Raw genomic sequence first — 12,647 nt, 5'->3', positions numbered from 1 at the left:
TACGGCCGCTCGAAGAAGAGGGGCCCCCGCCGGTGACACGATCCCGGCGGCTACGCGCCGATCCACTACCGGTGCTTCCTGGGCTTCGGCGACGACGCGGTCAGGCGCAGCGCCGATCTCGTCCAGGAGGTCCTGCTCGGCCTGCGGCCCCGGCCGGACGCGGGGTGAACGACGCCGGGCGAACGACCGGCGCCCGGCCTGCCCTATCCGGTCCAAGCCTTGTCCGGACAACAGAACTTAAGAACTTCCCGTCATCATCTCCTGGGACTACGCTCGCCCCGTGTCCAAACCAGTCGCCAAAGCAGCCCAGGACAAGCCGGTCCAGGACCCCACCGTCGACCTCCGGCTCGGCGTCGACCGCAGCAGTCCCGTTCCGCTCTACTTTCAGCTGGCCCAGCAGCTGGAGGCGGCGATCGAGCGCGGGGCCCTGACTCCGGGCAGCCTCCTCGGCAATGAGATCGAGCTCGCCGGGCGTCTCGGCCTGTCCAGGCCCACCGTCCGGCAGGCCATCCAGTCCCTCGTCGACAAGGGGCTGCTGGTCCGGCGGCGCGGGGTCGGCACGCAGATCGTGCACAGTCAGGTCAAGCGGCCCCTGGAGCTCAGCAGCCTCTACGACGACCTGGAGGCCGCGGGGCAGCGACCCGAGACGCGGGTCCTGCGCAACGCGCTGGAGCCCGCGTCCGCCGAGGTCGCCGCGGCGCTCGGGGTCGGTGAGGGCGACGAGGTGCACGTCGTCGAGCGGCTGCGGCTCGCGCACGGCGAACCCATGGCCCACCTCTGCAACCACCTCCCCACCGGGCTCCTCGACCTCGACAGCGCGCGCCTGGAGGCCACCGGGCTCTACCGGCTGATGCGCGCCGCAGGGCACACCCTGCACAGCGCGCGCCAGTCCGTCGGCGCCCGCGCCGCCACCGCCGAGGAGGGCGGCCTGCTGGGCGAGCCGGCCGGCGCCCCGTTGCTCACGATGCGGCGCACCACCTTCGACGACACGGGCCGCCCGGTCGAGTTCGGCTCGCACGTCTACCGGGCCTCGCGCTACTCCTTCGAGTTCCAGCTCCTCGTACGGCCGTAGCGGTCGTAGCGACACAGCGGCGTAAGAATGTTCTGACAAATCCATTGACGGTCCCGCGCACACCCCGCTAGAACTCCCCCAGCCGCACCGAGGCGGCCGGAAGAAGAGGGGTGGTCCACGATGCGCACATCCCGTACGGCCATGCGTACATCCCGCACGGCGAAGGGCGTCACGGCCTGTCTGGCGGTGATCGCGCTCGCGGCCGGCTGCAGCGGCTCCGGCGGCAAGGACGACGAGGACGGGTCCGGGGACGGCGGCGGGGGCGGGGGCGGCAAGGGTGTGGACACGCCCCGCCTCAAGATCGCGATGATTACTCACTCGGGCGAGGGCGACACCTTCTGGGACATCGTCCGCAGCGGCGCCAAGCAGGCGGCGAGCAAGGACAACGTCGAGTTCCTCTACGCCAACGACAAGGAGGCCAAGGGCCAGGCCGAGCTCGTCCAGTCCTTCGTCGACAAGAAGGTCGATGGGATCGTCGTGACCCTGGCCAAGCCCGAGGCGATGCGCGCCGTGCTCGCCAAGGCGGCGGACGCGGACATCCCGGTCATCACGATCAACTCCGGCGGCGAGTTCTCCGAGCGGTTCGGCGCGCTCAGCCACATCGGCCAGGACGAGTCCGTGGCGGGCGAGGCCGTCGGCACCGAGCTGAACACGCGCGGGAAGAAGAAGGCGCTCTGCGTCATCCACGAACAGGGCAACGTCTCCCACGAGCAGCGCTGCGCCGGGGTGAAGAAGACCTTCGACGGCACGGTCGAGAACCTCAACGTCGAGGGCACCAACGCGCCCGCCGCCCAGTCCTCCATCAGCGCGAAGCTCCAGGCCACCAAGGGCATCGACGCCGTCGTCACGCTCGGCGCGCCGATCGCCGCGTACTCCGTGAAGGCGAAGGACGAGGCGGGGAGCAAGGCGGAGGTCGACACGTTCGACCTGAACGCCGAGGTCGTCAAGCAGCTCAAGGCCAAGGAGGTCGGCTTCGCCGTCGACCAGCAGCCCTACCTCCAGGGGTACCAGGCCGTCGACCTGCTGTGGCTCTACAAGACGAACGCCAACGTCCTGGGCGGCGGCAAGCCCGTCCTCACCGGACCCGCCGTCGTCACCGGGAAGGATGTGCCGAAGCTGGAGAAGTACACCGCTCGCGGTACCCGATGAACACACGCGTGATCCGCGTGGTCGATACTTGGGCGGCTGGGGCCGGGGATCCGGACCGGCCGCACAGAGCAGTAGAGCTAGAAGGGCACGGCGTCGTGACAAGGGTGAAGACAGGGGTACGCGCGGTGGGCGCCGTGCTGGTGGCGGTGCTCGGCGTGACCGCGGGACTGACCGGATGCAGCAGTACCGGCGGCAAGCGCGCGGAGGACGCCCGCAAGGCGGCCGCGGCGGGCGGGAAGGCCGCGGTGAACACGCCGCGCTGGACCTTCGGCATGGTCACCCACTCGGGCGACGGCGACACCTTCTGGGACATCGTGCAGAGCGGCGCCGAGCAGGCCGCTGTCAAGGACAACATCAAGTTCCTGTACGCGCACGACGACGAGGCCCAGCAGCAGGCGCAGCTCGTGGACTCCTACATCGACAAGAAGGTCGACGGGATCATCGTCTCGCTGGCCAAGCCCGACGCGATGAAGGGCGCCCTGGCCCGCGCGAAGAAGGCCGGCATCCCGGTGATCACCGTGAACTCCGGCTCCGCCGAGTCCAAGGAGTTCGGCGCCCTCACCCACATCGGGCAGGACGAGACGATCGCGGGCGAGGCCGTCGGCGAGGAGCTCAACAAGCGCGGCAAGAAGAAGGCGCTCTGCATCCTGCACGAGCAGGGCAACGTCGGCCACGAGCAGCGCTGCGAAGGCGCCGAGAAAACCTTCGACGGCAAACTGCAGAACCTCTACGTGACCGGCACCAACATGCCCGACGTGCAGTCCTCCATCGAGGCCCGGCTCCAGACCGACAAGTCGATCGACGCGGTCGTCACCCTCGGCGCGCCCTTCGCGGACACCGCCGTGAAGGCCGCCGACAGCGCGGGCAGCAAGGCCGAGGTCGACACCTTCGACCTCAACGAGAAGGTCGCCGCCGGCCTCAAGTCCGGCGACCTCGGCTTCGCCGTCGACCAGCAGCCCTACCTCCAGGGCTACCAGGCCGTCGACCTGCTGTGGCTCTACAAGTACAACGCCGACGTCCTCGGCGGCGGCAAGCCCGTCCTCACCGGACCGCAGATCGTCACCAAGGACCAGGCCGACGAGCTGGAGGACTACGCGAAGCGAGGGACCCGATGACCGCGACAGCACCCGCGCCCGCCCCGGACACCAAGACCGACGAGCGTCTCGTGAAGACCTCGCCGTGGAAGAAGCTGATGGGCCGCCCCGAGCTCGGCTCGGTCGTCGGCGCCATCGCCGTCTTCATCTTCTTCTCGTTCGTCGCGGACAGCTTCCTGCAGGCCAACAGCCTCGCGACGGTCCTGTACGCCGCCTCCACCCTCGGCATCATGGCGGTGCCGGTGGCGCTGCTCATGATCGGCGGCGAGTTCGACCTGTCGGCGGGCGTCCTCGTGACGACCTCCGCCCTCGTCTCCTCGATGTTCAGCTACCAGATGACGGCGAACGTCTGGGTCGGCGTCGGCGTCTCGCTGCTCGTCACCCTCGCCATCGGCGTCTTCAACGGCGTCATGCTGACCCGCACGGACCCGCCGAGCTTCATCATCACGCTCGGCACGTTCCTGATGCTGACCGGCATGAACCTCGGCTTCACCAAGCTGATCAGCGGCACGGTCTCCACCAAGTCGATCGCCGACATGGAGGGCTTCTCCTCCGCCAAGGAGGTCTTCGCCTCCGTGATCACCATCGGCGGCGTCGACTTCAAGATCACCATCGTCTGGTGGCTCGCCCTGATCGCGGTCGCCACCTGGATCCTGCTGCGCACCCGCGTCGGCAACTGGATCTTCGCGGTCGGCGGCGGCGAGGAAGCGGCCCGCGCGGTCGGCGTCCCGGTCGCCAAGACCAAGATCGGCCTCTACATGGGCGTCGCGTTCGGCGCCTGGATCTCCGGCCAGCACCTGCTGTTCTCGTACGACACCGTGCAGTCCGGCGAGGGCGTCGGCAACGAACTGATCTACATCGTCGCGGCCGTCATCGGCGGCTGCCTCATCACCGGCGGCTACGGCTCCGCCGTCGGCGCGGCCGTCGGCGCGCTGATCTTCGGCATGGTCAGCAAGGGCATCGTGTTCGCCGAGTGGAACTCCGACTGGTTCAAGTTCTTCCTCGGCGTGATGCTGCTCCTCGCGACCCTCCTCAACCACTGGGTCCGCAAGCGCGCGGAGGCGACGAAGTGACCGACATGACCGATGCCGACATGACCGGCGCCGACGACGCCGTGCCGGAGACCGGGGAGCGCACGCCGCTCGTCGAGCTCGACGACGTCAGCAAGTACTACGGCAACATCCGCGCCCTCGAAGGCGTCTCCCTCGAAGTCCACGCGGGGGAAATCTCCTGCGTGCTCGGCGACAACGGCGCGGGCAAGTCCACCCTCATCAAGATCATCGCAGGTCTGCACAAGCACGACGCGGGCACCTTCCGCATCGAGGGCGAGGACACGCGGCTCAGCTCGCCGCGCGAGGCCCTCGACCTCGGCATCGCCACGGTCTACCAGGACCTCGCCGTGGTCCCCCTGATGCCGGTCTGGCGGAACTTCTTCCTCGGCTCCGAACCGACGAAGGGCACGGGTCCTTTCCGCCGCATGGACGTCGACCTCATGCGCGAGACGACCCGCGCGGAGCTGCTCCGCATGGGCATCGACCTGCGCGACGTCGACCAGCCCATCGGCACGCTCTCCGGCGGCGAGCGCCAGTGCGTGGCGATCGCCCGCGCCGTCCACTTCGGCGCGAAGGTCCTCGTCCTCGACGAGCCGACCGCCGCGCTCGGCGTCAAGCAGTCCGGCGTCGTCCTCAAGTACGTCGCCGCGGCGCGGGACGCGGGCCTCGGCGTGGTCCTCATCACCCACAACCCGCACCACGCGTACCTGGTCGGGGACCGGTTCGTCCTCCTCAAGCGAGGAGCGATGTCCGGCTCCTACGTCCGTGAGGGCATCTCCCTCGACGACCTCACCCGCGAGATGGCGGGCGGCAGCGAACTCGACGACCTCCGTCACGAGCTGGAGGGCCGCTAGGCCCCTCCAGGGGCGCGGGGAACTGCGCGACCGGCCACGGCGTAGCCGCAGACGCATCTGCTCGGTGCTCGGCAGACGCGTCTGCGGCTTTTCCTGGGCTGAGCGCGCAGTTCCCCGCGCCCCTGAGCTACCCGGCCCGGGGTCACCGGGAACGGCACCCCCGCCCCGGGGTCCCGTGTGCGCGCCCCCGCGAGCGTGAGGCAGAATCGCCGCAATGAGCACCTACCGCGACCTCGCGCACCGCGGCTCCGCACGAGCCACCGTCCTGCGGACCGTGGGCACGCGTGAACGCCGATCCCATCTGACGGCGCCCCGCGTCAACACCGTCGGCATCGACATCGGCGGTACGAAGGTGATGGCGGGCGTCGTCGACCCCGACGGCAACATTCTGGAGACCCTCCGCACGGAGACCCCGGACAAGTCCAAGAGCCCCCGCGTCGTCGAGGACACGATCATCGAGCTGGTCCTCGACCTGTCCGACCGGCACGACGTGCACGCCGTCGGCATCGGCGCCGCCGGCTGGGTGGACGCGGACCGCAACCGCGTCCTGTTCGCCCCGCACCTGTCCTGGCGCAACGAACCGCTCCGCGACCGCATCTCGGGCCGCCTCGCGGTCCCGGTCATGGTGGACAACGACGCGAACACCGCCGCGTGGGCGGAGTGGCGCTTCGGCGCGGGCCGCGGCGAGGACCACCTCGTCATGATCACGCTCGGCACCGGCATCGGCGGCGCGATCCTGGAGGACGGGCAGGTCAAGCGCGGCAAGTTCGGCGTGGCCGGCGAGTTCGGGCACATGCAGGTCGTCCCCGGCGGCCACCGCTGCCCGTGCGGCAACCGCGGCTGCTGGGAGCAGTACAGCTCCGGCAACGCGCTGGTCCGTGAGGCCCGCGAGCTCGCCGCCGCCGACTCCCCGGTCGCGTACGGCATCATCGAGCGCGTCAAGGGCAACGTCCCCGACATCACGGGCCCGCTCATCACCGAGCTGGCCCGCGAGGGCGACGCCATGTGCGTCGAGCTCCTCCAGGACATCGGCCAGTGGCTCGGCGTCGGCATCGCCAACCTGGCGGCCGCCCTCGACCCGTCCTGCTTCGTGATCGGCGGTGGCGTTTCGGCCGCCGACGACCTCCTGATCGGACCGGCCCGCGACGCCTTCCGCCGCCATCTGACCGGCCGCGGCTACCGCCCCGAGGCCCGCATCGCCCGCGCCCAGCTCGGCCCCGAGGCCGGCATGGTCGGCGCCGCCGACCTGGCCCGGCTCGTCGCCCGCCGCTTCCGCCGCGCCAACCGCCGCCGCGTGGAACGCTACGAACGTTACGAGCGCTACGCCGAGGCGCGCCGCACCGACGACCGCACATCCCAGGGAACCCAGTAGATGACCGTGCCACGCCAGCCCTCGTCCCCGGACCGCCCCGGCTCGCCCGAGCCGGACCGGGAGGGGGGCAAGGCCCGTAAGCCCGAGGACCGCAGCCACATGATCCGCCGTCGTTGGCTGACGGCGATCACCATCGTGCTGCTCATCGGCGTGCCCGCCGGCTATCTGGTGATCTCCGCGAACCAGAGCCGCAACAGCGGCCGCGACAAGGAGGACAAGTACTCCGCGACCGGCCTCACCGCGGGCTGGCCCTCCAAGGTGCAGCGCCGCCTGTACGAGGTGCCGGTCCAGCCGTACTCGGACGAGGTCGCCTACTACGAGACGAACAACTGGCGCACCAGCCGTCTCTACGTCCAGTTCCTCACCAGCAACGACGGGCTGCGGAAGTTCCTCAAGCAGATCGGCACCGTCGAGGGCGCCCTCAAGCCGAACGACATCACCATCAGCAAGCGCGACCAGAAGGTCGTGGGCTGGGAGTTCACGGGCCCGGGGCCCTGGTCCGGCCTCACGCACGAGCAGGACGACCCGAAGCCGACGCAGGACGTGGTCGTGGACCGCTCGAACGCGGAGCACCCGATGGTGTACGTGGTGTCGACGACGACGCCCTGAACCGAATCCGGCCGATCAAGACGGTTTCCCGGCCGGCCGCGGCGGCGCCTCCTACCGTGTGACCATGACCGGAGACATCGAATCAGAGGCGTCGTACGACCGGCGCAGACTGCACCAGTGGCGGGCGGGCCTGGCCAGGGCCGAGGGCGTGGGCCGCCGTGACATGCTGCGGCTCCTCGCCGCCGCGGGCGTGGTCTCCGCCGTACCGGTCGCCCTCCCGGCACCCGCGGCGAGGGCGGCGGAGCACGCGGGGCCGACGGGGGAGGGCATCGTCAAGCCGCTGCCCCCGGAGCTGTTCACGGTCCACGGCACGAACGCGGAGACCCGCTTCGAGGCCCTCGCCGGAACCGGCTTCACCACCCCGATCTCGCACTTCTTCGTCCGCAACCACACGACGACACCGCGCATCGACGCGGCGGCCTGGGAGCTGCGGGTCCGGGGCGACGGACTGACCGGCGGCGCACGGCGGTTCGGCCTCGCGGATCTGAAGCGCCTGCCCCCGGTGACGCGCACGGCGTTCGTCGAGTGCGCGGGCAACGCGAGGAACTACTTCAAGACCCAGCAGGACCGGCCCGCGTCCGGCACCCCCTGGGGCACGGGCGCGATCGGCACGGCCCGCTGGCGCGGGGCCCGGCTCTCCGACGTCCTGCGGCTTGCCGGCCTCTCCCCCCGGGCGGTGGACGTGATGCCGCGCGGCCTCGACGACGAGTACGTCACGTCGGACGGCACGAACTACGGCCGCGTACGCCGTCCCCTGCCGGTGTCCAAGGCGCTGGATGACGTCCTCCTCGCGTATGAGATGAACGGCGTCCCTCTGCCGCCCGACCACGGGTTCCCGGTCCGTCTGCTCGTGCCGTCCTGGGTGGGCATCGCCTCCATCAAGTGGCTGGGCGACATCGAGGTCTCGACGACGCCCCTCTACTCGCCGTGGAACACGGACTCCTACCGGCTGTTCGGCGACGCGTACCCGCCCGGGGGCAGCGCCCCGCTGACCCGCCAGACCCTGAAGTCGGCCTTCGAACTCCCTTGGAACGCCCGCCTGTCCGCGCACACCCGCCACCGGCTCACGGGCCGCGCCTGGTCGGGCGCGGGCGCGGTCACCCGGGTCGAGGTCAGCACGGACGGCGGCACGTCCTGGCGGCCGGCCCGGCTGCGCGACCCCGGGCGCCCCGGCTCGTGGACCCGCTGGTCGATCCCGTGGACACCCCGCGAGCCCGGCCCCGCCGCACTCCTCTCCCGCGCCACGGACTCGACGGGCCGGACCCAGCCGGAGACGACGGTGCACAACACGCAGGGGTACCTGTTCGACGCGGTGCTGCGGCACGCGGTGACGGTGGAGGCCTAGACGGTCACCCGGCGGCCGCCCACCTCTCGTAGGCGGCGGCCGCCACCGCCAGGTCCTCCCAGGCCATGCCCGCCGACTTGAACAGCCGGGGACGGCCGTCCGCGGGGCCCACCTCGCCGCGGACGAGGGCGTCCAGGGTGTGCAGCCGGTCCATGGCGAAGGGGCCTTCGGCCGCCGCGAGGACCAGGTCGCCGCACTCGCGTGCGGCCACCTCGCGGGACTCCGCCACCACCGTGGCGCGGCCCACCAGGCCGGCGTCGACCTCGCGGGCGTCCGGCTCGTGGGAGCCGACCGCGGCGACCGTCGCGTGGTCCGGCAGCAGGGAGCTGTCGAACAGCGGCTCGCGGGCCGTGGTGCAGCAGCAGACCACGTCCGCGTGGGCCACGTCCTGCGGTGCCGCCGCGGCCGCGGTGAGGCCGGTGGCGCGGCAGCGGGCGACGAAGGCCGCGACCCGGCCGGCGTCCCGTGCGACCACGTCGACATGGCGCAGGCCCGGGCGCACGGCCCGTACCGCCTCGACGTGCCCCCACGCCTGTGGCCCGGTCCCGAAGACCAGCAGGCGCTCGGCCTCCGGGACCGCCAGGTGCCTGATCGCCACCCCGGACACCGCCGGAGTGCGCAGCGACGTCAGCGCGATGCCGTCCAGGAGGGCGAGCGGCGTGTGGGTCACGCCGTCCAGGAGGATGTACAGGCCCTGGACGCGGGGGAGTCCGCGGTCCGCGTTGCCCGGCGTCACGGTGGCGACCTTCACGCCGGCGTACGAGGCCGTGGCCGACGGCATGAGGAGCAGCTGGCCCCCGGAGATGTCCACGACGCCGCGCGGGGATTCCGCCTCCGGGTCGAGACCGGCGGCGAGCACCGCCTCCAGCGCGTCGATCGCGGCGGCCATGGGGACGAGCCGGGCCAGGGCCTCCGCGTCGAGGTGGGGGGTGGCCGGAGGCGGTGCGGACTGTGTCTGCGCGCTCATGCGGTTCCTTGTCGTGCGGGCGGGTTCGGACCACCATGATCCGCCGGTGCCGGCTCCCGCGTCGTGTCGTCCGGGACTTCCTCCCTGAGCCGGAAGCGGCGCAGGGAGTGCGGCGCCCACCAGGTGGACCGTCCGAAGACGCCCATCAGCGCGGGCACCAGGAGGCAGCGCACCACGGTCGCGTCGACGAGCACCGCGAGCGCCGTGCCGAGCCCCAGCATCTTGGTCAGGGCGATCTGCGAGGTGCCGATGCCGGCCATGACGACGGCGAGGATGACGGCCGCCGCCGTGATGATGCCCCCCGTGCGCGCGACTCCCGTGAGCACCGCGTCGCGGTGGTCCCCCGTGCGGTCGTAGTGCTCCTTGATGCGCGAGAGCAGGAACAGCGAGTAGTCCATCGACAGGCCGAAGGTGAGACAGAACATCAGCACCGGCAGCGACGTCTCGATGAAGCCGGTCGGGGTGAAGCCCAGCAGGCCGCTCAGGTGCCCGTCCTGGAAGACCCAGACCGCCGCCCCGAACATCGCCGTCAGGCTGAGGGCGTTCAGGATCACGGCCTGGAGCGGCAGCAGCAGCGAGCCGGTCATCAGGAACACCATGATCATGGTGACCACCACGATGAAGAGCAGCGCGTACGGCAGCAGCTCCCCGATGACGTGGCGGCTGTCGACGAGCATCGCGGCCTGCCCGCCGACCCGCACCGGGAACGGCGCGTCGAGGGAGCGGATGTCCCGCACCATGCGCTGGCTGTCCGCCGAGATGTCCTCCACCGTGTGATCGGGCCACACGGTCAGGTAGTTCGTCCCCGAGACCAGCCGCGTGGCACTCGCGGCGTCGGCGGGCCGGACCTGGCTCCCGCCGCGGAAGGTGCCCGCGGAGGTGTCGACCCGCGCCACCTTCGCCACCCGGGAGAGCTGCCGCGCGTAACGGTCGATGCCGGCCCGGTCGGCGCCCTCCGCGAGGACGGCGATGCCGCCGGTCGGGCTGTTGGTGAAGGACTCGCGGATCTCGTCGTGCACGAAACGCGCCTCGGCGTGCTTGCCCAGCTGCCGGTCGTCCACGGTGCCGAAGTCGACGCGCAGGAACGGCAGTCCGAGCAGGACCAGGAACGCCGTCACCACCACGGTGACCAGCGGGCCGCGCTTCATGACCGCCGCGGTCGTGCTCCGCCACCGCCGCTCGGCGGCCGCCCCGTCGCCCTCCCCGCGGCGCCGGCCGAACACCTTGAGCGAGTTCACCCGGTGCCCGAGGAGCAGGAGCAGCGCGGGCAGCACGGTGAGCGCGGCCAGCGCCGCGAGGACCACCACCGAGATACCGGCGTACGCGAACGACCGCAGGAAGTACATCGGGAAGATCAGCATGGCCGCGAGCGACACCGCGACCACGGACGCCGAGAACAGCACGGTGCGGCCGGCGCTGTGCATCACGGCCACCAGCGCCCTGGCCGGTTCCGGGTGCCTGACCAGCTCCTCGCGGTAGCGGCGCACGATCAGCAGGGCGTAGTCGATGGCGAGACCGAAGCCGAGCGCGGTCGTCAGGTTCTGCGCGAAGATCGACACGTCGGCGACGTGCGTGATGCCGACCAACAGCGCGTTGGTCCCGAAGATGGCGACCAGGCCGATGACGAACGGCAGCAGGGCGGCGATCACGCTGCCGAACGCCAGCAGCAGGATGACCAGCACGATCGGCATGGCGATGAGCTCGGACCGCACCAGGTCGTCGGCGGTCTGCCGCTGCGCCTCGTTGCGGACGGCGACGTTGCCGCCCAGCTTGACCTCCAACCCGCCGTCCGTGGCGCGGTACTTGTCGGCGATGCGGTCGTAGACCTTGCCCGCCCGGGTCTCGTCGCCCTTGATGTGGGCCACGATCAGGGCGTGCTCACCGTCCTTCGAGCGCAGCGCCGGGTCTTTGGTCTGCCAGTAGCTGAGGACTCCGGTGATTCCCTCTTCCCGGGAGAGGCGCTGCGCGAGCCCGGTGCCCTGCCGGGCGGTCGCCGCGCCGTCACGCCCGTCTCTCCCGCTCCGCACGAGCAGCACGAGATTGGGCTGGCTCGCCGGGAACTTCTCGTTCAGCACGGTGAGCGCACGGGACGACTCGGCCGCCGGGTCCTCGGTGCCGCCGAGTTGGAGCCGGTCGGTCAGACCGCCGCCGATGACACCCGCCGCGGCGAGGAGAAGCGCCGTGATCGCGAGGAGGATCCGCGGCCGGGAAGTGATCCGCAGGAAGAGGGACATTGCTCGGTACCGCCGTTTCACAGAGCGTCGGAAGCGTGGTTCACACCGGTCAGGGCTTGGTCACCGCGAAGATGAACGCGGAACCGAACTTCTGGAGGCGGTAGTTGGTGAACCCGGCCTTCTCCAGCTCCTCGGGGAGCGTCCCCAGGTCGGTGCGGCGGATGCCGGTCAGCTTCACGCCGAGGCGGCTGCTCGGGTAGTCGTTCTCCGCGAACGTGCTCGCCGTGTAGACACCGCCGGGCTTCAGCAGCCGGAAGACCTCCTGGTAGGCCGACTGCGGGTCCGCGTACAGGTGCAGCGACCCGGGGTTGCTGACCCCGTCGAACACGCCGTCCTTGAAGGGGAGTCCGCGGACGTCGCCCCGGACGAGGCTGACGTTCGGGCGCCCGATGGTCTCCTTCAGCGCCTTCTCGAGCATGGCGACGGAGATGTCAAGGCCGACCACCGTGGCGTCGGGGATCGCGCCCGCGAGACGGTCGGTGAAGTAGCCCGCGCCGCAGGACAGGTCGAGCCAGGCGCCGGTCCGGCTCTCCGTGAGCTTCAGCCAGTCGTGGTAGACCTGGAACTCCTCGGCGTAACCGGGCACATGGCTGCCGAACCCGGCGAAGAGCCGCGCGAAGAACGGCCGCATGGCCGTCTCGTAGAGGCGGACGAACGCCTTGCTCTCCATGAGGCGCTGGGCCGTGGTCGGAGCCGCGGGGTCGGGCTGGCCCGGCTCCTGGATCATGTCCAGGAAGCCCCGGGAGAGGGGCGAGATCCTGCCGCACGAGGTGCAGGCGAAGGCGGACGGTGACTTCTGCTCGACCGCTGCCGAGCAGACGGGGCAGGCGAGGAGGTCCACCAACTGGGGGCTCATGTGTCATATCTCCTTGGTGATGAAAAACGTCGGTCGCTCGGTG

11 protein-coding genes are annotated in these 12,647 nt (G+C 71.0%); 8 read left to right on the top strand and 3 right to left on the bottom strand.

Features of this window, described 5'->3' with window-relative positions; all coding sequences use genetic code 11:
• Positions 1 to 280: 280 nt before the first annotated feature.
• From ACI2L3_RS35730 to ACI2L3_RS35695, 8 genes are all read left to right on the top strand, one after another.
• A complete protein-coding gene (locus tag ACI2L3_RS35730; protein WP_404756593.1) occupies positions 281 to 1,072 on the top strand; it encodes a GntR family transcriptional regulator in 792 nt (263 codons plus the stop codon).
• A gap of 141 nt (positions 1,073 to 1,213) precedes the next feature.
• Positions 1,214 to 2,221 carry a sugar ABC transporter substrate-binding protein gene (locus ACI2L3_RS35725; RefSeq protein ID WP_404756592.1) on the top strand — a complete coding sequence of 336 codons (1,008 nt, stop codon included), beginning with the start codon at positions 1,214 to 1,216 and terminating at the stop codon, positions 2,219 to 2,221.
• Positions 2,222 to 2,346: 125 nt separating this feature from the next.
• Positions 2,347 to 3,336, top strand: coding sequence for a sugar ABC transporter substrate-binding protein (locus tag ACI2L3_RS35720; protein WP_404756637.1), 990 nt, complete (start codon positions 2,347 to 2,349; stop codon positions 3,334 to 3,336).
• Positions 3,333 to 4,388 (top strand): ABC transporter permease, encoded by a 1,056-nt coding sequence (locus tag ACI2L3_RS35715; protein ID WP_404756591.1) that lies wholly within the window; start codon positions 3,333 to 3,335, stop codon positions 4,386 to 4,388. Before ACI2L3_RS35720 ends, ACI2L3_RS35715 begins: the two co-directional genes overlap by 4 nt.
• Before the next feature lie 5 nt (positions 4,389 to 4,393).
• Positions 4,394 to 5,221 (top strand): ATP-binding cassette domain-containing protein, encoded by an 828-nt coding sequence (locus tag ACI2L3_RS35710; RefSeq protein WP_404756590.1) that lies wholly within the window; start codon positions 4,394 to 4,396, stop codon positions 5,219 to 5,221.
• 214 nt (positions 5,222 to 5,435) lie between these two features.
• Positions 5,436 to 6,593, top strand: coding sequence for an ROK family glucokinase (locus ACI2L3_RS35705; protein ID WP_404756589.1), 1,158 nt, complete (start codon positions 5,436 to 5,438; stop codon positions 6,591 to 6,593).
• Entirely contained in the window at positions 6,594 to 7,202 is a 609-nt protein-coding gene (locus ACI2L3_RS35700; RefSeq protein WP_404756588.1) for a sugar kinase, read from the top strand.
• 64 nt (positions 7,203 to 7,266) lie between these two features.
• Positions 7,267 to 8,547 carry a sulfite oxidase gene (locus ACI2L3_RS35695; RefSeq protein WP_404756587.1) on the top strand — a complete coding sequence of 427 codons (1,281 nt, stop codon included), beginning with the start codon at positions 7,267 to 7,269 and terminating at the stop codon, positions 8,545 to 8,547.
• A gap of 4 nt (positions 8,548 to 8,551) precedes the next feature.
• On the opposite strand, the gene ACI2L3_RS35690 is transcribed toward ACI2L3_RS35695, so the two are convergent.
• The 3 genes from ACI2L3_RS35690 to ACI2L3_RS35680 are packed head-to-tail and all read right to left on the bottom strand — an operon-like array spanning position 8,552 to position 12,604.
• Positions 8,552 to 9,514 carry an ornithine cyclodeaminase family protein gene (locus ACI2L3_RS35690; protein WP_404756586.1) on the bottom strand — a complete coding sequence of 321 codons (963 nt, stop codon included), beginning with the start codon at positions 9,512 to 9,514 and terminating at the stop codon, positions 8,552 to 8,554.
• The gene (locus tag ACI2L3_RS35685; RefSeq protein ID WP_404756585.1) at positions 9,511 to 11,748 is read right to left on the bottom strand and encodes an MMPL family transporter; all 2,238 of its coding nucleotides are present in this window, start codon (positions 11,746 to 11,748) and stop codon (positions 9,511 to 9,513) included. The genes ACI2L3_RS35690 and ACI2L3_RS35685 overlap by 4 nt, the downstream gene beginning before the upstream one ends.
• Before the next feature lie 49 nt (positions 11,749 to 11,797).
• Positions 11,798 to 12,604: a methyltransferase domain-containing protein gene (locus ACI2L3_RS35680; RefSeq protein ID WP_404756584.1), complete on the bottom strand. Its 807-nt coding sequence runs from the start codon at positions 12,602 to 12,604 to the stop codon at positions 11,798 to 11,800.
• Positions 12,605 to 12,647 lie beyond the last annotated feature (43 nt).

The organism is Streptomyces sp. NPDC029674 (assembly GCF_044903205.1).
Classification (GTDB): Bacteria; Actinomycetota; Actinomycetes; order Streptomycetales; family Streptomycetaceae; genus Streptomyces.
Note: the sequence above shows the minus strand (reverse complement) of the source record. Positions and strands in the feature narration are given on the sequence as shown.